At 70.8% G+C, this 25,854-nt stretch carries 21 protein-coding genes and 1 pseudogene; 10 read left to right on the top strand and 12 right to left on the bottom strand.

Features of this window, described 5'->3' with window-relative positions; genetic code table 11:
* Positions 1-33: 33 nt before the first annotated feature.
* Genes ACZ4RZ_RS13935 through ACZ4RZ_RS13925 form a run of 3 tightly spaced genes read right to left on the bottom strand, consistent with a single transcriptional unit; the run spans position 34 to position 3,547 of the window.
* Positions 34-831: an amino acid ABC transporter ATP-binding protein gene (locus ACZ4RZ_RS13935; protein WP_467744441.1), complete on the bottom strand. Its 798-nt coding sequence runs from the start codon at positions 829-831 to the stop codon at positions 34-36.
* A 41-nt stretch (positions 832-872) separates the two neighbouring features.
* Positions 873-2,690, bottom strand: coding sequence for an FAD/NAD(P)-binding protein (locus ACZ4RZ_RS13930; protein WP_467744439.1), 1,818 nt, complete (start codon positions 2,688-2,690; stop codon positions 873-875).
* A complete protein-coding gene (locus tag ACZ4RZ_RS13925) occupies positions 2,687-3,547 on the bottom strand; it encodes an amino acid ABC transporter permease (protein ID WP_467744438.1) in 861 nt (286 codons plus the stop codon). The genes ACZ4RZ_RS13930 and ACZ4RZ_RS13925 overlap by 4 nt, the downstream gene beginning before the upstream one ends.
* A gap of 394 nt (positions 3,548-3,941) precedes the next feature.
* Between ACZ4RZ_RS13925 and ACZ4RZ_RS13920 the strand changes: the two genes are divergently transcribed.
* Positions 3,942-4,895: an ABC transporter substrate-binding protein gene (locus ACZ4RZ_RS13920; protein WP_467744436.1), complete on the top strand. Its 954-nt coding sequence runs from the start codon at positions 3,942-3,944 to the stop codon at positions 4,893-4,895.
* A gap of 126 nt (positions 4,896-5,021) precedes the next feature.
* Here the strand turns inward: ACZ4RZ_RS13920 and ACZ4RZ_RS13915 are convergent, their stop codons facing one another.
* Positions 5,022-6,245, bottom strand: coding sequence for a DUF5685 family protein (locus ACZ4RZ_RS13915; protein ID WP_467744434.1), 1,224 nt, complete (start codon positions 6,243-6,245; stop codon positions 5,022-5,024).
* A 290-nt stretch (positions 6,246-6,535) separates the two neighbouring features.
* On the opposite strand from ACZ4RZ_RS13915, the gene ACZ4RZ_RS13910 reads away from it, so the two are divergent.
* Positions 6,536-6,973 carry a cell division protein SepF gene (locus ACZ4RZ_RS13910; RefSeq protein WP_467744433.1) on the top strand — a complete coding sequence of 146 codons (438 nt, stop codon included), beginning with the start codon at positions 6,536-6,538 and terminating at the stop codon, positions 6,971-6,973.
* Between the two features lie 48 nt (positions 6,974-7,021).
* Here the strand turns inward: ACZ4RZ_RS13910 and ACZ4RZ_RS13905 are convergent, their stop codons facing one another.
* Together ACZ4RZ_RS13905 and ACZ4RZ_RS13900 are read right to left on the bottom strand one after the other, a co-directional pair.
* A complete protein-coding gene (locus tag ACZ4RZ_RS13905; protein WP_467744432.1) occupies positions 7,022-8,212 on the bottom strand; it encodes an acyl-CoA dehydrogenase family protein in 1,191 nt (396 codons plus the stop codon).
* 314 nt (positions 8,213-8,526) lie between these two features.
* Positions 8,527-10,131, bottom strand: coding sequence for an MFS transporter (locus ACZ4RZ_RS13900; RefSeq protein ID WP_467744430.1), 1,605 nt, complete (start codon positions 10,129-10,131; stop codon positions 8,527-8,529).
* A gap of 255 nt (positions 10,132-10,386) precedes the next feature.
* Between ACZ4RZ_RS13900 and ACZ4RZ_RS13895 the strand changes: the two genes are divergently transcribed.
* Positions 10,387-11,568 carry a glycosyltransferase family 39 protein gene (locus tag ACZ4RZ_RS13895; protein WP_467744428.1) on the top strand — a complete coding sequence of 394 codons (1,182 nt, stop codon included), beginning with the start codon at positions 10,387-10,389 and terminating at the stop codon, positions 11,566-11,568.
* A gap of 251 nt (positions 11,569-11,819) precedes the next feature.
* Positions 11,820-12,848 carry a phosphatase PAP2 family protein gene (locus tag ACZ4RZ_RS13890; protein WP_467744426.1) on the top strand — a complete coding sequence of 343 codons (1,029 nt, stop codon included), beginning with the start codon at positions 11,820-11,822 and terminating at the stop codon, positions 12,846-12,848.
* Between the two features lie 111 nt (positions 12,849-12,959).
* Here the strand turns inward: ACZ4RZ_RS13890 and ACZ4RZ_RS13885 are convergent, their stop codons facing one another.
* The gene (locus ACZ4RZ_RS13885) at positions 12,960-13,175 is read right to left on the bottom strand and encodes an I78 family peptidase inhibitor (RefSeq protein WP_467744425.1); all 216 of its coding nucleotides are present in this window, start codon (positions 13,173-13,175) and stop codon (positions 12,960-12,962) included.
* A gap of 405 nt (positions 13,176-13,580) precedes the next feature.
* Between ACZ4RZ_RS13885 and ctaD the strand changes: the two genes are divergently transcribed.
* Complete coding sequence (gene ctaD / locus ACZ4RZ_RS13880; RefSeq protein WP_467744423.1) at positions 13,581-15,272, top strand: aa3-type cytochrome oxidase subunit I; 1,692 nt, start codon at positions 13,581-13,583, stop codon at positions 15,270-15,272.
* Here ctaD and ACZ4RZ_RS13875 read toward each other — a convergent pair.
* Positions 15,154-16,191 carry a helix-turn-helix transcriptional regulator gene (locus ACZ4RZ_RS13875; RefSeq protein WP_467744421.1) on the bottom strand — a complete coding sequence of 346 codons (1,038 nt, stop codon included), beginning with the start codon at positions 16,189-16,191 and terminating at the stop codon, positions 15,154-15,156. The genes ctaD and ACZ4RZ_RS13875 overlap by 119 nt on opposite strands.
* Before the next feature lie 63 nt (positions 16,192-16,254).
* Between ACZ4RZ_RS13875 and ACZ4RZ_RS13870 the strand changes: the two are divergent.
* Positions 16,255-16,536, top strand: a pseudogene (locus tag ACZ4RZ_RS13870) (epoxide hydrolase N-terminal domain-containing protein); the annotation flags it as partial.
* A 195-nt stretch (positions 16,537-16,731) separates the two neighbouring features.
* Here ACZ4RZ_RS13870 and ACZ4RZ_RS13865 read toward each other — a convergent pair.
* Both ACZ4RZ_RS13865 and ACZ4RZ_RS13860 read right to left on the bottom strand, forming a co-directional pair.
* Positions 16,732-18,018: an ABC transporter substrate-binding protein gene (locus ACZ4RZ_RS13865; RefSeq protein ID WP_467744420.1), complete on the bottom strand. Its 1,287-nt coding sequence runs from the start codon at positions 18,016-18,018 to the stop codon at positions 16,732-16,734.
* A complete protein-coding gene (locus tag ACZ4RZ_RS13860; RefSeq protein ID WP_467744418.1) occupies positions 17,993-18,529 on the bottom strand; it encodes an MTB12 C-terminal domain-containing protein in 537 nt (178 codons plus the stop codon). The genes ACZ4RZ_RS13865 and ACZ4RZ_RS13860 overlap by 26 nt, the downstream gene beginning before the upstream one ends.
* 122 nt (positions 18,530-18,651) lie before the next feature.
* Here ACZ4RZ_RS13860 and ACZ4RZ_RS13855 point away from each other — a divergent pair, with 122 nt between their 5' ends.
* The 3 genes from ACZ4RZ_RS13855 to ACZ4RZ_RS13845 are packed head-to-tail and all read left to right on the top strand — an operon-like array spanning position 18,652 to position 23,107.
* Positions 18,652-19,134, top strand: coding sequence for a hypothetical protein (locus ACZ4RZ_RS13855; protein ID WP_467744417.1), 483 nt, complete (start codon positions 18,652-18,654; stop codon positions 19,132-19,134).
* The gene (locus ACZ4RZ_RS13850) at positions 19,134-22,382 is read left to right on the top strand and encodes a branched-chain amino acid ABC transporter permease/ATP-binding protein (protein ID WP_467744415.1); all 3,249 of its coding nucleotides are present in this window, start codon (positions 19,134-19,136) and stop codon (positions 22,380-22,382) included. Before ACZ4RZ_RS13855 ends, ACZ4RZ_RS13850 begins: the two co-directional genes overlap by 1 nt.
* Positions 22,379-23,107 (top strand): ABC transporter ATP-binding protein, encoded by a 729-nt coding sequence (locus ACZ4RZ_RS13845; protein WP_467744413.1) that lies wholly within the window; start codon positions 22,379-22,381, stop codon positions 23,105-23,107. Before ACZ4RZ_RS13850 ends, ACZ4RZ_RS13845 begins: the two co-directional genes overlap by 4 nt.
* Here the strand turns inward: ACZ4RZ_RS13845 and ACZ4RZ_RS13840 are convergent.
* Together ACZ4RZ_RS13840 and ACZ4RZ_RS13835 are read right to left on the bottom strand one after the other, a co-directional pair.
* Positions 22,995-23,681, bottom strand: coding sequence for a transglycosylase family protein (locus tag ACZ4RZ_RS13840; protein ID WP_467744411.1), 687 nt, complete (start codon positions 23,679-23,681; stop codon positions 22,995-22,997). The two genes, ACZ4RZ_RS13845 and ACZ4RZ_RS13840, sit on opposite strands and share 113 nt — an antisense overlap.
* Before the next feature lie 117 nt (positions 23,682-23,798).
* Positions 23,799-24,467: a transglycosylase family protein gene (locus ACZ4RZ_RS13835; RefSeq protein WP_467744410.1), complete on the bottom strand. Its 669-nt coding sequence runs from the start codon at positions 24,465-24,467 to the stop codon at positions 23,799-23,801.
* A 537-nt stretch (positions 24,468-25,004) separates the two neighbouring features.
* Here ACZ4RZ_RS13835 and ACZ4RZ_RS13830 point away from each other — a divergent pair.
* The gene (locus ACZ4RZ_RS13830; RefSeq protein WP_467744408.1) at positions 25,005-25,778 is read left to right on the top strand and encodes a hypothetical protein; all 774 of its coding nucleotides are present in this window, start codon (positions 25,005-25,007) and stop codon (positions 25,776-25,778) included.
* The last annotated feature ends 76 nt before the right edge of the window (positions 25,779-25,854 follow it).

Raw genomic sequence — 25,854 nt, 5'->3', positions numbered from 1 at the left:
GGGGGTGGTTTCGAATGGCCAAGGCGACTGGATTCACAGGACCTTGGAGAGAAACGTGCGTGTGCGCTCGTGCCGCGGCCTGTCGAGAACATCCCCGGAGGCGCCCTGCTCGACGACCCGGCCGTCGTCCATGAAGACCACGGTGTCGGCGACCTCGCGGGCGAACCCGATCTCGTGCGTGACGACGATCATCGTGGTGCCCTGGTGGGCCAAGTCCTTGATGACGTCGAGGACTTCACCGACCAGCTCGGGGTCGAGCGCCGAGGTCGGCTCGTCGAAGAGCAGCAGTTTCGGTTCCAGGGCGAGGGCACGGGCGATGGCGACCCGCTGCTGCTGGCCGCCGGAGAGCTGCTTCGGATAGGCGCCGGCCTTGTCGGCGAGCCCGACCCGGTCGAGCAGCCTCCGCGCGGTCTCGACGGCGTCCTTGCGCGGCCGCTTCAGGGCGAAGACCGGCGCCTCGACGATGTTGTCCAGCACGGTGAGGTGCGGGAAGAGGTTGAAGTTCTGGAAGACGAAACCGATCCGGGTGCGCTGCTTGAGGATCTCGCGCTCGGGCAGCTCGTACAGCCTGTCGCCCGAGCGCCGGTAGCCGATGAGCGAGCCGTCGACGCTGATCCGGCCCCGGTCGACCTTCTCCAGATGGTTGATGGTCCGCAGCAGCGTCGACTTGCCGGAGCCGGAGGGCCCGAGGACGACCGTGACCTCCCCGGCCCGTACCTGGAGGTCGACGCCCTTGAGCACCTCCAGTGAACCGAAGCTCTTGCGGACGGACCTGATGTCGACCATGGCCGCGGCGGCGGCCGGATCGTCCTTGGTGAGTGACGCGCTCATAGCGAAGTTCCTCAGGGGTGTGGGTGATCTGGAGGGCGCGTTCAGGCGGCGGCGCGACAGGACAGCGCGCGCAGGAACGCCAGCGCGGCACGCGCCGTCGCGTCGTTCTGCCGGAACGCGGGGCCACCGGTACGCGGCCGGGTGAACGCGCCCGAGCCCCGGGCATCGGTGTGCGGGCCGAGCGCGAAGCGCCGGGGGTGCGGGGTGCCGGAGCGGTCCAGGACCCGCCCGTCGGCGGCATCCACGGCGAGCAGTCCCTCGGGGGTCGCGGCGGCCCCGTCGGCGTACAGCTCCCGCAGCAGAGAGTCCCGCGTGCGCTCGACCGTGGGGTGCGGCAGCCGCGCTTCGACGAGTGCGCGTGCCTCGATCGTCGCGCCGGGCACGGTGGCGCTGGCCGCCCGGAAGATCCCGTCCTCGGCGGTGACGGTCATGTCGGCGCCCACGAACTTCAGGATCCCGGCCCGCGACAGCGCGAGCATCTGACGCAGCCGCGGACCGGGCGGCCCCGACGCCAGACAGCTGAAGAAGCCGTGCCACCAGGAGCCGATGTCGCCGAGCCGGACCAGCTGCCCGTAGACGGAGAGCAGCCCGAGAAAGACGGCCAAGTCGGGGCTGTGCGAGGGATCGTGACGTCTGCTCAGATCTTCCTCGATATATCTGCGCAGGCCGCTTTGGAGCTCCTCGTACGAGGTGTGCCGCACCCCGTCCAGCGGGTGGTCGAGTGCGGCGAGGTCCAGCCGGTCGGCGGGGTCGGGCACCGCGGACGCCACCAGCGCCTGGATCTCGACGCCTTCTGCGGCCGCGTACTTCTCCTCGAAGTCCGTCCAGGCGATCCGGGTGCGCTCGGGGTGCGCGGCGAACAGCCGGTGGTAGTGCGCGAACCCCAGCTCCTTCTCCACCAGCGGCCAGACGTCCCGCCGGAAGTCGAAGCCTCCCCCACTCTCGGCTTCGCTCGAGCGGGGGGACCCCCATGGGCGCGCGAGGAGTTCGTCGATCTCCGCGGGCCCGAAGAACCGCGGCAGCGGGGGCCGTTCGCCCTCCCAGCCGTAGCCGATCTTGGAGTGGTAGGGGACGCCGCGCCGCGAGCCGACGTGCAGGATCGGCTCCCGCCCGGACGGGTGGTACGTCTGCCCGTCGTAGCGCCCGCCGCGCCCCTCCGTCAGCAGCACCATCAGATCGACGAAGGCGAGCCCGAAGCCGCGGACGAGGACGGGTTCGCCGGGGGCGAGGGCGGACAGGTCGCTGTCGGCGGTGAAGTCCGGCGGCAGATGGACCAGCCCGTGCTCACGTGCGTACGCCGCCAACTCACGCTGTTCGTCGTCCAGTTCGGCGTCGAGGTGGCCGAGGGACAGCACCACGAGGTCGGCGAGGAGCGGGCGCGACCGGCCCTGAAGCCACACCTGCTGGCGGTCTTCGCGGGGTCCGTTGACGCGCAGGGCGCGGTGCGGATGGTGCTGGACCCGGATTCCCGGCGGCAGGGCGGCCACGGCACGCTCGTACACCCAGCGCAGGTACGCGCCCTGTCGTGGCCGGTCCGCGAAGGTGCGCCCGTCGAGGCCCGCCCACTCGTGCAGGGTGGGGCCTTCGAGCACCGGCCCGGCCATGTCCACCGTCTCGTCGGTGAACATCGTGACGTCCTGGGCCTCGGAGTTCATCCACAGCAGCGGCGACTGCTCCTCGCGCCAGATGCGTCCGGCGCCCGGCGGACAGGGGTCGACGACATGGATGTCGAAGCCTTCGATGCCGTCACTGCCTCGATCGCCGTACAGCTCGGGAGCGTTGGCGGCGATCCGCTCCAGGAGACCGGTCCCCCGCGGTCCGGCACCCACGATCACCAACGAGGGACGTCCTGGACTCATCGGCCGCGCTCCGAACCGCGCGCGTAGTGCTTCTCGACGTAGTACTGGCCGACGCTGAGCACCGAGGTGACGATGACATACCAGAGCGTGGCCACCATCAGGAGTGGCATGACCTGGTAGGTGCGGTGGTAGACGAGCTGCACGGAGTAGAGCAGGTCCTGGACGGCGATGACGCTGACGATGGAGGTGCCCTTGAGGGTGCCGATCAGCATGTTCCCGGCCGGCGGCACGATGGAGCGCATCGCCTGCGGCAGCACGATCTTCCACCAGCGGCGCCACCTGCTCAGGCCCAGCGCCTGCGCGGCCTCGATCTGCCCGCGGTCGACGGAGAGGATGCCGCCGCGCACCACCTCGGCGGCGTACGCGGCCTCGTGCAGGGTGAGGCCGACGACGGCGACGGTGACCGGGCCGAGCAGATTCACCGTCTTCACGCCCAGGATCTGCGGGTAGAGCGCCCCGATGTTGAACCAGAACAGCAGCTGCACCAGGATCGGCATCGACCGGAACAGCCAGACATAACCCCAACTCACCGCCCACAGCACGGGGTTGGCGGACAGTCGGAACGCGGCGAGCAGAGTGCCGAGCGCGAAGCCGAGCCCCATCACGACGGCGGTCAGCCACAGGGTGAGCCAGAGGCCGCGCAGGACGGAGGCCGAGGTGAAGTAGTCGCCGACGACGCCCCACTGGAACGCGTCATTGCGCACTACGGAGTTGAAGGCGAGCCCCAGGAGGGCCAGGACGACGGCGGCGGCGGTCCATTGACCGAGACGGCGCCGCGGGACGATGCGCAAGAGCGCCGCTTCTTCCGGGTCTTCCGGTGCGGCCGCGGCGGCCTTGGTAAGGGTGTCGGAGGACATGCGAAGGCTCCGTGATGCGTCGGGATCGAACGCGGCTGATGCCTTCACACGGAGCGCCACGAGGCGCGTACGGCCGAGCCCCTCAGCAGGACCGTCCACCGAGAGTACGGGGACGTTTCCCCTCACTGTCAAGGCTGTCCATACTGTGAGCGTTACGTCTCAACGCAGTTGACGCGGAAACGGATGCCTGTTCCACTTGGGCCCATGAATCGGCAGCAGCGGCTGGTCACGCGCTCCCACATCGACTTCGGTCGAGTGTGGTCCTCGTCCTGTTGAGCTGACCCCCTGCGCGCCCGCTTCTGACGGGCGCCTTCGCGTTCTCCCCCGCCTTCACACGCGCACCCCTCCCCTCGCGCTTCCTTTCTCACCTTCTGCTTTCAGGAGACCGCACACCATGCGTACGCCCACGCGTGCCCGCAATCGATATTTTGCGCCCTTTGTTCTGACCACTTCGGCAACCCTGCTCCTCACCGCGTGCGGCTCCGGCTCGGACGACTCCACCGGCGGCACCGCCCAAGCCGCGGCCAGGGCGGACAAGATCCCCACCGCCGACGTCGTCTCCGCCGTCGAGAAAGACGAGGCCGCCGCCAAGCTGCTGCCCTCCGGAGTGCGCAGCCTCACCCTCGCCGTCAGCGTCGGCGGTACGCCGCCCGGCACCACGTACCTGGCCGACGGCAAGACCCTGACCGGCCAGGACGTCGACTTCGCGCACGCCGTCGCCAAGGTGCTCGGCATCGAACTCACCACGGAGCAGGCCTCGTTCGAGGCGATCCTGCCGGCCCTCGGCAGCGGCAAGTACGACGTCGGGGCCAGCAACTTCGGCGTGACCGACGAGCGCCGCAAGGTGATCGACTTCGTCACGTACATCAACGACGGCCAGGGCTTCGCCACCCGCGCGGACAGCAAGCTCACGAAGGTCACCGACCTCGAGCAGCTGTGCGGCCTGAACGTCGCGACCACCGCGGGGACGACCTTCGAGGCGACGCTGGAGGAGAACAAGAAGGTCTGCTCCGACTCGGGCAAGAAGGCGTACAAGGTGCAGACCTACAGCGAGCAGGGTGCCATCTGGTCCTCGCTGCAACAGGGCCGCAGCGACATCGTGATGAGCACGATCAACGGCCTGCGCTACACCGTCGCCCACCAGCAGGGCGTCAAGTTCCTCAACGAGTTCCACCGCCTCGATGTCGGCTTCGCCTTCAAGAAGGGCACGAAGCTGGCGCCCGCCTTCCAGGCCGCCGTGAACGAGCTCATCGCCGACGGGACCTACGACAAGATCCTGAAGAAGTGGGGCACGACGGGTTCGGCGATCGAGAAGTCCCAGATCTCCCCGCCGGAGCTGCGGAACTGAGGCGTACGGTGCTTTCCCCGCGCCCTGTGCGAGAGCGCCCCCATCAGGGGCGCGGGGCTCCGACATCCTGCGACTCCACCGCGTGGGCGCGACCAGCCGCCCAGGCCCCGCCGCTTACGCGGATCGTCACAATCCGCAGTCGCAGCACGAGCAGCACTCACAGCATTCGCAGGCCTCGCAGCAGTTGCAGTCACAGTCGCAGTTGCCGAGGCACCCCTCGCGCTTCCTGCGCGACCACGGGCCCTCGTACTCGTCGGCACAGCACACCTTGCAGGTGCAGCACAGCCCGATCGCGGCCGCGCACCCGGCCCAGAAGCCGCGCCTGCCGGGCCCCGGCGGCTGGAGGGAGGGGCCGCCGCCGAAGGGGTTGCCGCCGACGTACGGATTCTGCGGCGCACCCTGCTGGGGCGGCGGGCCGAAGGAAGCGTCGGGCCCGAACGAGCCCTCCGGCGCGTGCCCGCATCCCGACGTCCCGAACGCCCGGTCCACCGACCGCCCCAGCTCGTGCACGAGCAGCACATGCACCAGCTTGCTGTCGGTGCTGTGCTTTCCCGGGGAGACCCCGGACCCCCAGGCCACTTCGCGCAGCGCGAGCCGTATCCCGTGCAGGGCGTCATCGGCGAGCCGACGGGCCTCGGCCGACGACGTCCCCGTGGCCGTCAGCGGGTTCCACGCCCCCGACGCGGCGTCAGTTTCCCTGTCCTCCACGGCATCCAGGAGATGCGCGAGCCGTCCGAAGAGGCGTCCGGCCTCGGCGAGGGGCTCGGCGTTGCCGGGACGCCCGGCCAGCACGGCGGTGTGCGCGAAGGCCGCGGCGGTGGCGGTCTCGGTCGGTTCGGTGACGGTCAGCAGTGGCGTTCCGAGCCCGGCCAGCGCCTCGATGCCGACCTGCCGGTCCACGGCGTCGACGAGGACGGCGGTGTCGAAGCCCACGTCGGAGCCGGTCCGCGCGCCGGCCTTCCCCCAGCTCGCGGCGACCCGGCGCGCGGCGAGCGCCACCGGCTTGCGGGCCAAGAGGCCGTCGCCGTCGGCGACATGGTCACGCACCTTCGCCGAGGCGAGCACCAGCGAGACGGCGGCGGCGAGCCGGGCGCCCTCGCCCTGCGCGACGGACGCGGTGCGCATGCCCCGCAGCGGACAGGGCCCGGCGGTCCGTCGCCAATCCGTCGTCCGCTCGGCCTGAGCCTCCGTCAAAACCGATATCAGCAGCCCGTCGTAGTTGGTGACGACCCTGGCGAACTGGCCGTGGTCCCCGCGCAGCGCGAGGCACAGCCCGCACAAATGCGCCATCCATTGCGTCTTGAGTCCTTCACCGAGGCGGTGGCTGCAGGGCCTCACGATTCCGAACACGACACTCCCCCGTGACACGTACGACGTTGAGCTGCGGCATCGTATCGACCACCTCGTTCACCCGTACGCACCGCCCGTCACCCGAACGCCGTGAGAAATCATATTTCACTCTCAGTCAGCAGCCGTACACAGCAAGACCCTTGGGGCACGGGGGCTCTCGACGTATTCGCTGTGCACCAGTACCGTCACGAAACCCCCGCGCGGCGTCTATCCACTTGGCGCGACATCCGCATCATGGACGACCATGGGGATGCGGAAAGCAATAAAGACCGCTGTGAGAGGAGGCGTCCATGGGATCGGTGCGCAAGGCGAGTGCCTGGCTTGGCCTCGTCGACGACAACGATGACGAGCGTTACTACGACGACGACTACGCCGAGGGTCAGGAATCCGGCGATGCCTGGGTCACCGACCCGCGGGTGAAGGTCGCGTCCGAGACGGCGGAGGAGAAGGGCCGCCGGATCGGCACGGTCACCCCGGACAGCTTCCGGGACGCGCGCGGCATCGGTGAGCTCTTCCGGGACGGTGTCCCGGTCATCATCAACCTCACGTCCATGGAGCCTGCCGACGCCAAGCGCGTGGTGGACTTCGCGGCCGGCCTGACCTTCGGGCTGCGTGGCACGATCGAGCGGGTCGCCACCCGTGTCTTCTTGCTGACGCCCGCCAACACGGAGATCGTCAGCGGCGAGGCCGCGGGCCGTCCGACGGACGGTTTCTTCAACCAGAGCTGAGGCAGGGCCGCTCACCGGCCCTGCCCGCTCAGGGTCCCCACCGGGCCTCTACCGGAAGGCATCGAGTCCGGTGAGCGCCTTGCCCAGCACGAGTTGATGCATTTCCACGGTGCCTTCGTAGGTGAGCACCGACTCAAGGTTCGTGGCGTGCCGCATCACGGGGTATTCGAGCGAGATGCCGTTGGCGCCGAGAATCGTCCGCGCGGTACGGCAGATCTCGATGGCCTCTCGTACGTTGTTGAGCTTGCCGAAGCTGACCTGTTCGGGACGGAGCCGTCCCGCGTCCATGCGCCGCCCCAGGTGATGGGCGAGCAGAATCCCCTTGTGCAGTTCGACCGCCATGTCGGCGAGCTTGGCCTGGGTGAGCTGGAAGCCGCCGATGGGCCGTCCGAACTGCTCACGCGTCTTCGCGTATTCGAGGGCGGCCTCGAAGCTGGCCCGCGCGGCGCCCATCGCGCCCCACACGATCCCGTACCGCGCGTGCGAGAGGCAGCTGAGCGGCCCCTTCAGCCCGGTCACGTCCGGCAGCACGGCGTCGGCGGGCAGCCGTACGTCGTCGAGGATCAGCTCGCTGGTGACGCTGGCCCGCAGCGACCACTTGTGCTTGATCTCGGGGGCGGAGAAGCCGGGCGCATCCGTGGGCACGACGAACCCGCGGATCCCGTCGTCGGTCTGCGCCCAGACGACGGCGACCCCGGCGACGGACCCGTTGGTGATCCACATCTTCCGCCCGTTGAGGACCCAGTCCCCGCCGTCGCGCTTGGCGTACGTCCGCATGGAGCCGGGGTCGGACCCGTAGTCGGGCTCGGTGAGCCCGAAGCAGCCGATGACGTCGCCGGAGGCCATGTCCGGCAGCCACCGCTGCTTCTGCTCTTCACTGCCGAACCGATGAATGGCATACATGGCGAGGGAACCCTGCACGGACACGAGCGACCGAATCCCGGAATCGGCGGCCTCGAGCTCCAGACAGGCAAGCCCGTACTGGACGGCGCCGGCCCCCGCACAGCCGTATCCCTGGAGCGACATCCCGAGCGCCCCGATCCCGCCCAGCTCCCGGGCCAGTTCCCGGATCCCGGGCAGCTCCCCCTTCTCGTACCACTCGGCGATGTGGGGCAGCACCCGGTCCGCGGCCCAGGCCCGCACGGTGTCGCGGATCGCGAGGTCCTCCGGCTCCAGGAGGTCATCGATACCGAGGGGGTCAGCTGGGTCGAAGGGCGGGAGCTTCGAGGACGCGGACATGGGACAGCCTCCGGATGACTGAAACTAGCACCGCTAGTTACGATTCCGACCCGACGTTACGACTCAGTGTCCCGCAAGTCCAGGCCGCACCCGACGACGACCCGGCAGCCGCCAACGGCGCCCCACCCCCACGGGAGACGAGCACTTGTAAGCGGGGCAGAAACGGACGGTGCGGCGGCGGGAGAAGAAGCGGTGCGGGAGGGTGCGGGAGCGGGAGAAGAAGCGGTGCGGGAGGGTGCGGGAGCGGGAGGAGAGGCGGTGCGGGAGGGTGCGGGAGCGGGAGGAGAGGCGGTGCGCGCGGGAGAAGGAGACGGCTACGCGGACACGCGGGACTCGGCAGCTTCCCTGGGCGCGGGAATCGCCGCGCCCGCCGCGGGCGCCCCGCACTCCATGACCCGCGGCAACCGCAGCGCCATCACAGCCCCCAGCAGCAACAACCCCGCGCTGACCAGCAGGGTCACATGCAGCCCGTGCACAAAGGAGTCCCGAGCCGCATGCCTCAGGGCCGCCCCGGGAGACCCCCCGAGCCGCCCGGCAACCTCGTAGGCCTCCCCCAGCGAGTGCCCCGCGGCACGGGAATCGGCCGCCGGAACCCCGGGAACCGACGACAGCCCGGGCGCGTACGCCGCGTTCATCACGCTCCCCAGGAGCGCGATGCCGATCCCGGCGCCCAGCTGGTACGAGGTCTCACCTATCGCGGCGGCCCCACCCGCCTGTGCCGGCGGCGCCTCGCTGAGCATCGACTCGTACGCCCCGAAGAGCGTCGTCTCCAGCCCGAACCCCAGCAGCACGAACCCGAAGAGCAGCAGCCCCGTGTTGTCGTCCCCGCCCATCGCCGTGAGCGTCACCACCGCGGCCGCGGTGAGACAGAACCCGAAGCAGACCATCGCCCGCGGCCCGAACCGCCGCAGCATCTTCGCCCCGGCGAGCCCCGAGGCCATCGCCGCGACGGTGAGCGGCAGCAGCCGCAGCCCGGTCTCCAGCGGCGACAGCCCGAGCACGAGCTGCAGGTACTGCGCGGCAATCAGCTCGAGCCCGACCAGGGCGAGCATGGCCAGCACGATGCAGCCCACCGATGTACTGAACGCGGGCCGCGAGAACATCCGCAGATCGACCAGCGGCTGCGCACGCCGCCGCTGCCGCCGTATGAACCCGGCCATCAGCGCACCGCCCACGAGCAGCGGCACCAGCGTGAACGCACTGAACGGCGCCTCGCCGCCCCCGAGCCGCTTCACTCCGAAGACGATCCCGAAAAGCCCGGCGGCGGCCATCAAAGCCCCGACGACATCCCACGGACCGTTCCGGTCGCCCCTCGACTCGGGCAGCAGCAGCCGTCCGATCGGCAGGCTGACCAGCATCAGCGGGATGTTGACGAGGAAGACCGATCCCCACCAGAAGTGCTCCAGGAGGAAGCCGCCCAGCAGCGGCCCCACCGCCGCGCCCACCGCGGCGACCGCGCTCCAGATGCCGATCGCGAGCGCCCGCTCCCGCCGGTCGGGAAAGACCTGGCGCAGGATCGACAGCGTCGCGGGCATGATCATCGCGCCGCCGACGCCGAGCAGGGCCCGCGCGCCGATGAGGACCTGTGCGTTGTCGGCGAGGGCCGCGATCCCGGAGGCGACGCCGAAGAGCCCGTACCCAAGAAGGAGGACACGCCTGCGACCTACGCGGTCACCGAGCGTGCCGAAGAGGATGAGGAGCGAGGCGCAGACGAGTGGGTAGACGTCGACGATCCAGAGCAGTTCTATCGCGCCGGGCTTGAGGTCCTCGGTGACGGCGGGCACCGCGACGTGCAACACGGTGGCGTCGACGGCGACCAGCAGGAGGCTGACGCAGAGGACGACGAGGACGACCCAGCGGTTGGCACCGGCCCCGGCCTCCCGACGGCATCGCGCAGCGGCCGTGGTCGTCCCGGACATGTACGTACCTCCAGATGTTCCCTCGCGTTCGGCGGTCCGCAGGGTGGGGACTCCCTGGGGCTGCGGCCTGGGGAGCGGAATCCCGGCCCACGCAACAAAGGCGAGTGAGCGGCCAGCGTACGCGAGTTCCCGCCAATGACGCGTGGCAGACCTCTCACCTTCTTCCCGCCGAGCGTGTGGCGTGCGCCACGCCCCCCTTGGTGCACCACGCCCCGCGGGGCCTGCCGGTTCCGGGTGCCACCGATAATCGAGCCCGTGACCGATCTTGAGACGCCTGTCGCGACACCGCCCCGAACGGGCGCCCTGCGCCGGGCAGCGCCCGCCCTCCTGGGGTACGTGGGCGTCCGCGCCCTGGGCCTCATCGCCCTCGCCCTGTGGAGCGCGGCGCACGGCAAGAGCGCCCACACGCTGCTGACGGCGCGCTGGGACTCGCTCTGGTACACCCGGGTCGCCGACCTCGGCTACGGCTACGAGGTCCGCCTCCCGAACGGCGACGTGCACTCGAACCTCGCGTTCTTCCCGCTGCTGCCGTGGCTGGAGCGGCTCGTCTCGGCGATCACACCGTTGTCGTATGCGGACGCGGGCCTGCTGGTCGGCACGCTGGCCTCGCTCGCCGCGGCCTGGGGGATCTTCGCGGTCGCGGACCAGGTCCACGGGCCCCGCGTCGGCGTCTGCGCCGTGCTCGTGTGGGCGGTGCTGCCCGTCGGCATCGTGCAGTCCATGGCGTACAGCGAGTCCCTCTTCACAGCGCTCGCCGCCTGGTCGCTCTACGCGGTGCTGACCGGCCGCTGGCTGACGGCCGGCCTGCTCGCCTCGCTCGCCGGACTGACCCGCCCGGTGGGCATCGCGGTGGTCGCGGCCCTGTGGGCGGCGGCGATTACCTCGTTCGTGGGAGAGCGCGCACGGGATCGGAGCGCGGCGCGGCCAGAGGGCGCACGAGTGTGGCCGCGCGCCCTCGGCATGCTCCTCGCGCCCCTCGGTGCCGCCGGATATGTGCTGTGGGTCGGCCACCGCACGGGCAAGGGCCCGCTCGGTTATCTCGACGTCCAGGCGGGCTGGCGCAACGGCTTCGACGGCGGGTACGCCTTCGCCCGCTTTGTCGGCGACAAGTTCACGGCATTTCCGTCGGCCCTGGCCGGTGTCGGGCTGATCGTCGGGGTCGCACTGATTGTCTGGCTGTACGTGACGTGCGTACGTCAGGGGCAGCCGCTGTCACTCCTCGTATACACGGGGGTCGTCACCGCGCTCGCCCTGTGCGCGTCGAGCTACTTCGGCTCGAAACCGCGCCTCCTGCTGCCCGCCTTCCCCCTTTTCCTCCCCCTCGCACTGGCCCTGGCCCGGATGCGTACGTCCAGGTCAGCGCTGATTCTCGGCGGTGTGGCGGTGGCTTCGGCGGTCTACGGAGCCTTCTGGCTGAACGGCTCCGGGCCGCCATGATCCACCCCTCGGGGCACGGTGAGCGGCCGGTGAGCGGCCGGAGAATTCCACGCCAGGATTCGGTGAACGAATATATAAGCGCCATAAAACCGAACGCTGTGCGAGATCAATGGAATTGAAGGGTCCGGACGCCGATCATTAGACATTCATTGGAAATAAACGCGGTTCTGAGAGGAATCCCACATCACATCGTCATCACAAACCGAGTGATTCGGCCTGGAACACAGCTCACTCGCTGTAACGTCGATTGAGTGCGTACCGAACGAAACCTCACCCGTCTGGATCGGGTCTTCGCCCGGCTGGACCGTGAGCCGGAACGACCGGCCCACATCGATGTGCCGAAGATGAGCCGGCACAGGGTTGTGCTCTTCGGAGCCACCCTGGCGTTCTACGTGGCCATTGTGTGGGCCGTGACGATCACGTCATGGCTGGTCCGGTTCGACTGGCAGGTCATGTTCTTCCGGCCCTATCAGCAGTGGCCGGAGATCCACGCGTTCCTCGACTACTACGTGGTGCTCGGCCAGCGCGGCCCCACCGCCGTGATGGTCGCCGCCTGGCTGGGCTGGCGCTCCTGGCGGCAGCACACCCTGCGCCCGCTGCTCACGCTGGGCGCCTCGCTGCTGCTGCTCAACATCACGGTCGGCGCCGCCAAGCTCGGCATGGGCCGCCTCGGCCCGCACTACGCCATCACGATCGGCTCGAACGAGATGGGGCTCGGCGGCGATATATTCCCGTCGGGCCACACCGCGAACGCCGTCGTGACCTGGGGAATCCTGGCCTATCTGGCCTCGACCCCGAGGGCCAGGCGCTGGCTGTCCGCGCTCTCCGCCGTGACCTCGCTGGGCGTCGGCCTCACCACCGTGTACCTCGGTACGCACTGGCTGAGCGATGTGCTCCTGGGCTGGGCCGCGGGTCTGCTGATCCTGCTGGCGCTGCCGTGGGTGGAGCCGCTGATCGCCCGTGCCGAGGCCGGGATCTTCTCGCTGCGCGACTCCTGGCGCGCCCGTCGCGGCCGCAGCGCGCCCGCTCCGACGGCCTCGCCGGCCGGCGCGCCCGTCCTGGTCCCGCAGCCCACCGGCGCGGACGGGGAGGTACCGGCCCGCGAGACGGTCGGCGCCGCCCGGGCGCCCCGGGCACCCGTCTACCTGGCCCCCGGGCCGCACACGACCCGCTCGGAACGCACCCCGGTCACGCCGGTCGGCAGCCGCCGTCCGCCGCACCCGGACCGAGTGGCACGCGGGACCACAACCGCCTCGGCCCGCCCCCTGACCGGCGGCTGAGGACAACACGACACCAGGACAGCGGGGCCGGTACGCACAGCCTCTCCCCGCACCGCGAAGGCCCCCGGTTCCTGACGAGCCGGGGGCCTTCGCGCGTTCCGTGGGCCGCCGTCAGCCCTTCCAGCAGCGGGTCACCGTGCCGTCGCTGACCTCGAAGTTCAGCCGCCCGAAGCGGTACTCCATGGTGATGATCGCGCCGGGCGGCAGCGAACGCACCGAGGACCAGCCGTGCTCCCGGGCACGACGCTCGGCGCTGTTCGCCTCCAGCCCGACATAGCTCTCCGGACTGTCCTGCGGCTCTGCGGGAGGGGTGGGAATGGGTGCCATGACCGCCACGTTAGGCGGCGTGCCGCGGCCGGGGAAGACCGAACCCGCCACCAAGCGTCACCTATCCCCCTCCGGTCACGCTTCTGTCACAGGATCACGACACTCGTTTCGGCCGAACTCCGTCACACGTACGAGGGGTTCCGTACGTGTTCCGCACGCCTTCGAACGTAATTCGGAGCTACCGTGACGCAGTCCCGAATAGCCCAATGGAATGTGCGGATCCGGCGGTGCGACCAATCTTTTGTATTCCGATTTCGGGGCGTGCCGCTGAAGCTGACGACGCATAGGAAATACACGGTTCCAGCACACAACCACCGCACGCCCCCTGTCGGAGCACGGGGCGACGCGAGCATCATGGCGTGAGCTTCAGCAGGCCCAGAACGCGCGACGGCGAAGGGGCGAGCGATGGGGACGGACACCGCGCAGGCGACCGCGCGAGCCGTACGGACCGATCGGCCGGGGCGACTGGTCGTCGACTGGCTCACGACCACCGATCACAAGAAGATCGGCCACCTCTACCTGATCACGTCGTTCGTCTTCTTCCTCATCGGCGGCCTGATGGCACTGGTGATGCGCGCCGAACTCGCCCGGCCCGGCCTGCAGATCGTGGACAACAACCAGTTCAACCAGCTGTTCACCCTGCACGGCACGATCATGCTGCTGCTCTTCGCGACTCCGACGTTCGCGGGGTTCGCCAACGAGATCATGCCGCTGCAGATCGGCTCCCCGGACGTCGCCTTCCCGCGGCTGAACATGCTGTCGTACTGGTTCTTCCTCTTCGGCGCTCTGATCGTGCTGGGCTCGCTGCTGGTGCCCGACGGACCGGCCGCCTTCGGCTGGTTCGCCTACGCCCCGCTCAACAGCCTGGTGCGCTCGCCGGGCATCGGCGCCGACATGTGGATCATGGGTCTCGCGCTGGCCGGCTTCGGGACGATCCTCGGCGCGGTGAACTTCATTACGACCATCGTCGGAATGCGCGCGCCCGGAATGACGATGTTCCGGCTGCCGATCTTCACCTGGAACACCCTCTTCACCTCGATCCTGATCCTCTTCGCGTTCCCGGTGCTCGCGGCGGCGCTGCTGGTCCTGGAGGCGGACCGAAGGTTCGGCTCGGTGGTGTTCGACGCGGCCAACGGCGGCGCGCTGCTGTGGCAGCACCTGTTCTGGTTCTTCGGGCATCCCGAGGTCTACATCATCGCGCTGCCGTTCTTCGGGATCATCACGGAGATCCTGCCGGTCTTCAGCCGGAAACCGATCTTCGGCTATCTGACGCTGGTCGCCGCGACCATGGCGATCACCGGTCTCTCGATCGTCGTATGGGCGCACCACATGTTCGCGACCGGCGCGGTGTTGCTGCCGTACTTCTCCTTCATGTCGTTCCTGATCGCCGTGCCGACGGGCGTGAAGTTCTTCAACTGGTCCGGCACGATGCTCAAGGGATCCCTGTCCTTCGAGACGCCCATGCTGTGGGCGACGGGCTTCCTGGTGTCATTCCTGTTCGGCGGCCTGACGGGCGTGATCCTGGCCTCGCCGCCGCTCGACTTCCACGTCACCGACTCGTACTTCGTGGTCGCCCACTTCCACTACGTCGTCTTCGGCACGGTCGCCTTCGCGACGTTCGGCGGCTTCTACTTCTGGTGGCCCAAGTTCACCGGCAAGATGCTCGACGAACGGCTCGGCAAGATCCATTTCTGGACGCTGTTCGTCGGCTTCCACACGACGTTCCTGGTCCAGCACTGGCTGGGTGCCGAGGGCATGCCGCGCCGGTATGCGGACTATCTGGCCGCCGACGGCTTCACGGCGCTCAACACCATCTCCACGATCGGCGCCTTCCTGCTGGGCATCTCGACGCTGCCGTTCCTCTACAACATCTGGAAGACCACCAAGTACGCCGCGAAGGTCGAGGTCGACGACCCCTGGGGCTTCGGACGCTCCCTGGAGTGGGCGACCTCGTGTCCGCCGCCCCGGCACAACTTCGTCACGCTGCCCCGGATCCGCTCCGAGTCCCCGGCGTTCGACCTGCACCATCCCGAGTACGCGGCGATCGAGCAGAAGCCCGGTCCAGAGCCCGAGACAGCCGGTCCCGGGCCGTCCTGATCGCCTCGGTGAGCTCGGCGGGTTCGAGGATCTCGAACTCGAAGCCCATCAGCATCACGTGAATGACCATCACGTCGAGACTCGCCGCCCCGGTGCGCAGAATGCAGCTGTCCGTCCCGTCGGCCGCCAAGGTCCCGGCGGAGGGCGAGATCCGCTCGGCCGCCTCCTCCAAAGGCACGAGCAGCCTGATGGCGGCGTGCGAGGCGTACGCGCGCGTGGAGACGCCCTTGGAGACATACGCCGCCAGGTCCTCGGCCGGTGGCGTACGGGGCGTGAAGCGCGGTCCGTGCGGCGGCTTGGGCGTGATGCGGTCGACCCGGAACGTACGCCAGCCGTCGCGGTCGACGTCCCAGGCCACCAGGTACCAGCGGCGCTCGGTGCACACCAGGCGGTGCGGTTCGACGGTACGGCGCGTGGCGGCACCGCCGTGGTCGCGGTACTCGAAGCGCAGCCGCTCCGAGTCGCGGCACAGATTGGCCAGCTCGGTGAGGACGGCGGGGTCGACGGCCGAGGGCTGCGGGCCGCGCAGCATCGGCACGGTGAACGCGTTCAGGGCGCCCACGCGACGGCGCAGCCGGTTCGGCAGCACCTGTTCGAGCTTGGCGAGGGCGCGTACGGAGGTCTCGCCGATGCCCTCGATGCCCTGCCCGGCCGCCGTGCGCAGCCCGACCGCCACGGCCACCGCCTCGTCGTCGTCCAGGAGCAGGGGCGGCAGCTCGGCGCCCGCGCCGAGCTGGTAGCCGCCGCCCGTGCCGGGGCTGGCGTTGACGGGATAGCCCAGCTCGCGCAGCCGGTCCACATCGCGGCGGACGGTCCTGGGCGTGACGCCGAGGCGGTCCGCCAGGTCGGCCCCGGACCATTCGCGGTGAGCCTGCAGCAGCGAGAGCAGGCGCAGGAGTCGTGCCGATGTCTCCAACATGGTTCCGAGTCTGCCAGCCATTGCGGACAGTAACTGTCCGCAAGGGTTCCTGCCGTGGGAGACATGGCAGACACCACGGTGCACACCTTCCGGATCGAGATCCCCCAGGCGCAGCTGGACGACCTGCACACGCGCCTGGACCTGACCCGCTTGCCCGACGAGCTGCCGGACGCCGGCTGGGAGTACGGGGCGTCGCCGCCGTACCTCCGCGAGCCCGCGGCGTACTGGCGGAACGCCTACGACTGGCGCAAGCACGAGGCCGCGCTCAACGAGTTCCCGCAGTACGTCACGGAGATCGACGGCGCCCGCGTGCACTTCAGGAGGGTTCGCCCCCTCCGCCCCTACCCTCCCCCACTCTCGGCTCCGCTCGAGCGGGGGGACCCCCATCGTCCCTGGGGGCTGCGCCCCCAGACCCCCGCCAACAGACTGCGCAGTTCCCCGCGCCCCTTTCAGGGGCGCGGGGAACTGCGCGACCAGCCACCACCCACCCGCAGCCGAAAGGCTGGTCGGGACGGGCGGGGGCAGAGGGGGCGAGAAAACTCAAGGCCGATACGACAGTTGCGGCACGTCGAAACACGTGGTGTTCATGTCCCCTTGCGAGACCCAGCCCTTGGCGTCCTCCCAGCGGGCCACGGACAGACACGTCCGGCGGGTCTTCGGCGGCTCGGGCAGTCGCTCGTACGTAACGGGGACCAGCAGCCCATCGGCGGTGTACGGCTCGCCCCGGTTCATGAAGTCGTCGACGCACGCACGCGTAACCCCCGTACGCGCACAGGACTTCGCCGCGTCGGTGAACCATTTCGCGGCGGCCCACCCCTCCAACTGCCACTGGGAGTGGGCGCTCAGCCCCTTGGTCCCGTCCCGGAACTCCCGTACGGCCGGATCCCCCACGTCCTCGTAGTTGCGACTGGACCCGGTGGCCCACAGGGCGTTGCGGCACCGCGGCGAGTCCTTGTAGTCCTCGGGAACGGTCGATGCCCAGTTCTGCACATTGGTGACCTTGGCGATGACCTCGGCCCCGACGTCGTCCATCGCCTTGCACAGCTGCGCGTTCCCATGCGTGTCGATGGCGTCGAAGACGAGATCGGCGCCCTGCTCCTTCAAATCGGCTGCGGCGGCACGGAAGTTGGGCAGCGCGAAGTCGACCTGTTCGGTGACCACCTTGTAGCCCTCGGCCTTCAGCCCCTGGGCGACGAGCCGGGCATACGCGGCGGACGCGGACTGGTTGTAGGAGACGACAGCGGCAGTGCGGGCACCCTGCGCGCGCTTGAAGTAGCGGTACACCTCGGTGCCGCCGTACAGCTTGCCGTCCCAGCCGGTCCTGCTGTTCCGCGGAGCGAGGCTGCCGTAGATGCCGTACAGATGCGGATACGTGTCGTACGCCGGGCCGATGGGCTGGCCGCCGATGTCGGGCACGCGCGCGTGGGACACGCGAGAGGCGCCCGCGTAGTCGAGGGCGGTGGTGGCGACGAGGGCGACGACCTTGTCCTCGTCGACGAGTTTGTGCACGCATTCGTTGTTGCCCACGCCGCTGCCGCCGTCGTCGCACAGGCGCACCTCGACCGGACGGCCCCCGATCCCGCCGCGTGTGTTGAGGCGTTCGAAGTACGCCTTCGCCCCGTCCCGCGGCCCGGTGAAGGCCGAGCCGCCGACCGGGCTCGTGGCGCTGGTGATGATGCCGACGCGGATCGGAGCGGTCCCTCCTTGCTGCGTCGGCGTGGAGCGGTTCTCGAAGTCGCTCTCGGGGAGGCGGCTGCCGCAGGCCGTGCCGAGGAGGAGCAGCAGGACCAGGGCAGCGCACTCAGCAGCCGGGGCCCGGCGACTCATTGCCGCTCAGCTGGACCAGCGCGCAGAGCGTCTTGACGGAGACCTTCCAGGTGCCGTCCTGCTCGACGGCCGTCCCGGAGGCACCCGGCAGCGCGGTCGCGCCCTTCAGAGTCAGCGAGTACGTCACGTTCGCGTCGGTCGGCGAGGTGAACTCGACCTTCTCGACCTTCGCCTGCACCTGCTCGCCCCGCTTGTCGCCGTTGAAGCTCTGCAGAACCTTGGTCATCCGGTCGCCGTTCTCCAGGACGGCCTGCTTGTCCTTCTGCGCGACGGCCGGGTCGAAGAACTTCTCCCAGTTCTGCTTGATCTCCCGCTCGGCGGCCGCCGGATCGGACGGTGCCGTGGGGCTGGGCCGGGCGCTGGTGGACTGCTGCACGGAGGGGGTGGGTGGGGCGCTGCTCCCGCCACCGCTCTCGTCGCTGCACGCCGTGAGGGTCGCGGCGAGGACGAGAACCGCCACCGCTGCCGCGCCCCGGCCGTTCCCCCGCCTGAGATCGCTCCCGAGAACCATCTGGCTCACCACCGGGTATCGGTCCGGGCCATGTGCGCCCGGAGCTTTCAGGGTCAGCTTCCAGAAGGCATAGTGCAATCCATTGGCTGGCATGGACAGACATACGACGTCTGGGAGACCGGATGCGGACAGCTCGACTGCGGACCGTGCACCCCGTCCTGTGGGCCGGGTGGGCCGCGCTCGCCACCGGAGCGGTGCTGTGCGTCATCGGCTGGTACGGCATCTCGGGCGAGCGGTACGCGGAGCGGCAACTGCCGTACCTCGCGTCGTGCACGGTGCCCGGCGCCGCGCTGATCATCGCGGGCGCGGTGCTGCTCACGCACGGCAGGAACGCGCTGGCCGCGGCGCGCGTCGAGGAGTTGTACGGGCTGCTCGTGGCGGCCGAGCCCGCCGACGTGGACGAGTCCGGGCAGGTGGCGGCCGCGCCCCTCGCCGTCAGCGGCGAGCTGCTGATGGTGCCGGGCGGCACGTTGTGGCACCGCGCGGACTGTCCGCTGGTCGCCGGGAAGCCGGAGGCCGTGCCGGTGGACTCGCGGGTGCTGGCGAGCGGGGAGTTGGGGCCGTGCCCGATCTGTGAGCCGTCCGCCGCAGATCCGGGTGACTGATGGCGTCGCTGACGTACGACCTCACGCTCGCCGGTCTCTCGGTCGGCAGTGCCGCCGCGCTCACCGGGATCGGACTGATCGTCACCCATCGGGCGACCGGCGTGCTCAACTTCGCGCACGGCGCGATCGCGATGGTGTGCGCGTATCTGCTGCGCCAGTTCACGGTCGAGTGGGGCTGGCCGCTCGCGCTCGGCGCCGCCATGACCCTCCTTGTCGTGGCCCCGGCCATCGGGACGGTCCTGGAACGCTTCGTCTTCCGCCCGCTGTCCGTGCTGGGCGGCGACCCGGCCCAGACGCTCGTCGCGTCCATCGGCGTCTTCGTCCTGCTGGTCGGCGGGGCCGCCCTGGTGTGGGGCACCGGAGCGCGCGCGGACGCGCCGACGCTGGTGTCGGCGGATCCCTGGGGGCAGTTGGCGGTGGCCGTCGCGCTGGCCGTCGGCGTCGGCGCGTTGACGCGCTGGACCCGGTTCGGCACGGAGCTGCGTGCTGTCGTCGACGACCGCTCGCTCGCCGTCCTCGGCGGTATCGACGCGGACCGGGTGGCCGCGGCGGGCTGGGCCTTCGGCTCGTTCACGGCGGGTCTGACGGGCGTGCTGCTCGCACCCTATGTGCGCCTCGACCCGTACGGCATGCCGCTGCTCGTCATGGAGGTGATGGCCGTGGCGGTGGCCGCCCGGATGCGCAGCCTCCCCGTCGCCGTCGTGGTGGCACTCGGCATCGGGGTCGCCCAGAGCCAGCTGACCCGCCTGCACCCCTCGGGCTGGGCCGAACCGCTGCTCCAGGCGGTCGGCGCGAACCTGTTCGTGGTCGCACTGCTGATCGCGGCGCTCGTCCTCCCCGGCATCGGCACCCGCGACGCGCTCCCGCGTTCGGCGACGGCCCGCGTGGCGACGCCGCCGGGCGCGTGGATCGTGGCGGTCGTCCTCTTTCTGCTGCCCCTCGGATTCGCCGGCTCCGACCTGCATACGTCGGTGCAGGTCCCGGCGCTGGGCGTGGTGCTGCTGTCCCTGGTCGTCGTGACGGGCCGGGGCGGCCAGATCTCGCTCGGGCAGGCCGCGTACGCGGGTCTGGGCGCCCTCTTCACGGCGCTGCTGGCGGCGGGCCGCTTCCCCGGCCTGCCGCGCCTCCCCGAACTCGCCGCGCTGGCGGTGGCCGTGATGCTGGTCGCTCCGCTGGGCGTCCTGACCGGCTGGCCGGCCATCGGCCGCCACGGCCTCGCCCTCGCGCTGGCCACCTTCGCGGTCGGCGTGGGCGTCAGCCGCTTCGTCTTCGCCCAGCCGTACGCCACGTCGGGGCTGTCCCTCGACCGTCCGGCCGGCTTCGACGGCGACCGCGCCTACTACCTGCTCGAACTGGCCCTGCTGGCCGCCGCGTTGCTGGCCGCGAACGCCTTGCGCCGGGGTCGTACGGGCCGGGCCCTGGCCGCCATGCGCGACCACGAGTCGGGCGCCTCGGCGGCGGGCGTCCGGGTCCCCGCCCTGAAACTGACCGCGTTCGTCGCGGGCGCCGCCCTGGCCGCGCTCGGCGGCGGCATGCTCGGGATGGGCCTGCGCGCCTTCGATGCCACGGCGTACGACCCCGTACGCGGGCTGCTCTGGTTCGCGGCGGTCTTCGTCCTCGGCGCCGACAGCGTCCTGGGCGCCCTGGCCGCCGCGGCCCTCCTGGTGGGGCTCGACGCGGGCGCCCGCGGCGGCGTGGCGGCCGCCCTGATCGGCGTACTGGCCGTCCTCGTCGGCCGCTTCCCCGGAGGCCCCTACGAAGCGCTGCGCGCGGCGGGCTCCCGGCTGCGACTGCGCCGCCGGGCGACGCTGACACCCCTGGGGGCACGGGTCCGGCGGCAACTGCGGCCGGTGGAGCCGAGGAGAGCCGGAGCGTTTGTGCCCACGGGGGCGACCTCGGTGGCGAACGCGGGAAGGAACGCACCGGGAGCTTCGGGAAGGCGCCCGGGAGCACGCGCGGCACCCGCGTCCGGTCCGGACGAGTCCGGCCGGCCAAGTGGCCCGGCACCGCGGCCGACCGTGCGGCGCCACCCGAAGACGCCCGAACCGCAGAGCGCCCAACACGCCCCGACCGAACCCGCCCGCCCGAGGGACACGCCGCTGGAGCCCGCCCGCCCGAGCAACACGCCGCTGGAGCCCGCCGCCCCTGCGCCCAGCGCGACCGGATGGCCCAGCGCGACCGTATGGCCCGGCACAGGCCGGACGGCGCGGGAGACCGAGCGGCCGGACAGCACGGCACAGCCGCTGAGCGAGACTCCCGCCCAGGAGCGGGGAGAGCCCCCGGACCACCCGGACCACCCGGACCACCCGGACGACGCCACACCACCCCGCGGCGAAGAGCTGGGCGGTCCCCCGCACCCACCGGCCGACACCCCACCACCACACGACGACACGCCCGACCATGAGCTCCACCAACCGCTGGGCCGCCCACGGACGACGCCCGCTACGGCACGTTCGCCCGGGGACGTCGCACCACGGCCGAGCTCCACGGGACCGGCTCCGGCCGCACGCCCCGCGGCCGGCGGCCCCCGCCGTTCACGCCCCCCTGTCGAACCCGCCCCCCACCAGCCCCTGACCGCCCGCCGACTTCACGTCGCCTACGGCGGCTTCACCGCCCTCGACGGAGTCTCCCTCGACCTCCGTCCGGGGCGCGTCACGGCAGTCGTGGGACCCAACGGCGCCGGAAAGAGCACCCTCTTCCACTGTCTCGCCGGGACGTTGCGCCCCTCGGGCGGGCAGGTGCTGCTCGGGGGGCGGGACATCACCCGGACGGCCGCGCACGCCCGCACCCGGCTGGGGGTGGCGCGGACCTTTCAGCAACTGGCGGTTTTCCCCTCGTTGACCGTGGCTGAAAATGTCCGCGTGGGCGCCGAACAGGGACGGATCGCCGATCCGGGTGCGGTGGAGCGCTCGTTGCGGCTGCTCGGGCTCGACGGACCGGTGCGGGCGCTGCCCGCGGCGGGGCTGCCGACCGGCACGCTCCGGCGCGTCGAGCTGGCGCGGGCGCTCGCCGGGAGTCCGCGCGTGCTGCTGCTCGACGAGCCCGCAGCCGGACTCGACACCGGCGAAGTGACCGCGCTGGCCCGTGTGTTGCGTGCCCTCGCCGCGGACGGCATGGCCCTGCTCGTCGTCGAGCACGACCTCGACCTGGTCGCCGACCTGGCGCATACGGTCCATGTCATGGCGGCGGGGCGGATCGTCACCTCCGGCCCCGCCGACCGGGTACTGGAGACGAGGGCCGGCGGATGAGCATCGCCCTGCGCCACGCGCGCGTGCGCTACGGCCCCCTGGAGGCCCTGCACGGCGTGACCCTCGTCGCGCCGGGCCCCGGCCTCACCGTGCTGCTGGGCCGCAACGGCTCCGGCCGTACGACCGTGCTGCGCGCCCTCGCGGGAACCGTGCCGCTGTCCGCCGGCGCCGTCGTCTGGGACGGCGCCGACGTGACGCGCCTGCCCGCGTACGAACGCGCCCGGCGCGGACTGTGTCTCGTCCCGGAGCGCCGGGCCGTCTTCGGTTCGCTCACCGTCCGCCAGAATCTGGAGCTGGCCGCGGGCGACCACACCGCCGCCCTCGACGCCTACCCCCAGTTGGAGCCCCTCCTCCCCCGCCGCGCCGGCACCCTCTCCGGCGGCGAGCAGCGGATGCTCGCGCTCTCGCGCGCCCTGCTGGCACGCGCGCGCGTGGTGCTCGTCGACGAACCCGCGCAGGGCATGTCGCCGTCGGTCGCGGCACGGACGTACGAACTGCTGAGCGGCCTCGACGCGTGCGTAGTGGTCGCCGAACAGCGGCTGCCGCCCGGCCTGCGCGAGCGGACGGGCCGGACGACGTACGTCCATGAACTGCGCCGTGGCGCCGTCGTGTTCAGCGGAGAGGCGGCCGAGGTCGCACGGGGGACGTGGGGGACAGCGGAGCGAGGGGCGGACCGAACAGGGCCGGGTTCGCGTACCGGGCGCCGCCCGAACCCTTCGGGATGACCAGCAGCGTGCCCACGCTGATCAGACGCGGATCGCTGCCGATCATCTGCTTGTTGGCCTTGTACAGCGCCTTCCAGCCGCCCTTGACCTGGTACTTGCGGGCGATGGACGAGAGCGTGTCGCCTGCCTTCACCACGTGCATACGGCCCTGGAGTTCGTACCTCTTGGCACAGACGGGCCAGGCGGCCTCCCAGCCCTGGATGGCGAGCACCTCCTCGGCGACCTTGATCTGCTGCTCGCGCGTGGCGAGATCGGCCCGCGGGGCGTACACGAGTCCCCCGAACTCCTTCCAGGTCGGCTGCCAGAACTGCAGCCCTCCGTAGAAGTCGTTCCCGGTGTTCGCGTCCCAGCGCCCGCCGCTCTCGCAGTCGGCGATGCAGGCCCAGGGCCACTGGTCCTTCGCGCAGTCGTATGGCACTCGTACCGAGTGGGGGCCGGGAAGCGGAGGCGGCGGCGCGGCGGACGCCCCCGAAGGAGGGACGAGGACGGCCAGGACGGCGGCGACCACGGCCGCGTACCGAACGCGCCTGGTCGACAGGGTCGGCACGATCCGCGTGGTCGGCATCAGGAACATCCGGCCACGCTAAGCAGCGCGCCCGGCATGCCCGTTGAGCCGCGCCCGATGCGGCCGGGGCCCCACCCGGTCGGAGGACCGGGTGGGGCCCCGTACCCGGGACCGGGGGAGCGGGACTCAGAAGTCGAGCCGCTGCCCGGGCACGATCAGATCGGGATCACCGCCGATGACCACCCGGTTGGCGGTGTAGATCTTCCGCCAGGTGGTCCCGTGCCGCGCGGCGATACCGCTCAGCGTGTCTCCGCTGCGGACGGTGTAGTCGCCGCGGGAGGAGCCGCGGTTGGTGTGGCCCGACGGACGTGCCGGCGCCTTCGACGGCTTCGACTTCGACGGGGCCGACTTGGGTGTTGACTTCGTGGCGGCCGACCGTTCGGCCGACCCGGCGCCCGAGGACGCCGGCGCGTTGCCGTACGCTCCGGCGCGCGCCGAACAGGTGGGCCACGCGCCCCATCCCTGGGCGCGCTGGACCTTGGTGGCGACGGCGATCTGCGAGGCCTTGGAGGCCTTGTCTGCGGTCGAGGCGTAGGCGGTGCCGCCGTACGCGCGCCAGGTGCCGGCGGAGAACTGGAGTCCTCCGTAGTAGCCATTGCCGGTGTTGATGTGCCAGTTCCCGCCGCTCTCGCACTTCGCGATGCGGTCCCACACTCCACTGTCGGCCGCTGCGGCGTTGCCGGTCGCGGCGAGCAGTCCGAGCGGGGCGAGCAGTGCCGCCCCGGCAAGGACCGCCGTCGTACGAGCCTTGGTCGTCGTACGAGCCTTATGAGTGTTCTCGGCACATGCGGACATGTATTTCCCTCTCGAAACGCCCGGGATCCCCCAAGGCGGGGCACGATTCCCTGCGCATAGGACGCGGTCGTCGCGCTCCGCCCCGTCCGCCGGAGGCTGTGCTGCGAGCTGGCTTGGTGCGGCCGGCGGACGTACCCGAGCGGTGCTCGTTGCACACGGCCGAGAAATCTAGGGAGCTTGTCGCCCCGATATCAACCAACTCCTTGTCATTCGAGGCCAGTTCGCCGTTACCGCGAGTATCGTCGATTTTCGGCCACCCACTTCATTAGGTGATTTCCTGATTTGTCGACCAGTCACCCTGGCGATCTGTGACCCACTTCACCGCCTCAACTTGCCTGGCAGTCCGAGAAGTTGACTCGGAGTAACCGATTCCGCAGGTCACCTCACCCTGCGCGTCGGATGGTTCGATTCCGTTCGCTCTCGGGCGTGACTCCGGCCACAGATCGCCCGTTGTCATCTTCATGAGCCGGGGACCCCCCGGCGTCATGGGCCGGGAGCCACCCGGCACCGCCACGCACCGCATCCCGAGGAGCCACCGTGCCGCGCATGCTCGACGTCAGCGACGACGTACGCGCCGAGATCGGCGACGAAGAAGCCGACCGGCTGCTCGCCGGAGAGAACGCCCCCGGCAGTTACGACTGCACGTCCTGCCGCACCCCGGGCGATTCGGAACAGGAGCGCACCAGCACCGTCCTGTTCATCGGCGACGAGACCGCCGTCCTCGCCTTCGCCCACGCCACCTGCCTGCCCTCACAGGTCGTGCAGGTCACCGAGGAGCAGCTGCAGGGCGCCGTCCGCTCGATCAACCCCGACGGCCCGCCCGTCGAGGCCGCGCCCGAGCAGGCCGTGCTCGGTGTCACCAGCGGACTCGTCCTGATCAACGGCGAGTTGCACCCGGCGCTCGTCGTCGAGCCGACCGGCCCCATCGTGCGCCCCGGCTCGACCGACGTCGGCGACGACTTCCTGCCCCTCCTCATCGAGCAGGGCTTCATGCCGGTGACCGAGCTGAACTCGGTGCCGCCGGTGCTGCACGGCTGGTCCGTGCTGCTCGCCATGGGCCAGCTGCACGCCGTGCTGCAGCCGGGCACCGGCGGCGGCTCGCACGTCGCCTGGTGGCAGGCGCACCAGGCGCTGCAGGTCGCCGAGAGCTGGCGGGCGGCCGCCAACAAGCACCAGCAGGTGCTCCTGTTCGCCGCCCCGGTCGGCTCGATCGGCCGCCAGCCCCGCGAGGACCTGCTGCGCGACGCGCTGGACAAGGCGGCGGCCAACGGCAAGCTCGTCGCGGCCGCGATGCCGCTCGCGGGGACCTGAGCCGGAGCCCGGGATCGGAGCCCGGACCGGAGCCCGATCGCGATCCCGGGTCGGGGCTCGGGCCCGGACCCGAGCC

The organism is Streptomyces sp. NPDC027189, from assembly GCF_055566975.1.
This window is presented reverse-complemented; position numbering and strand designations above follow the sequence as displayed.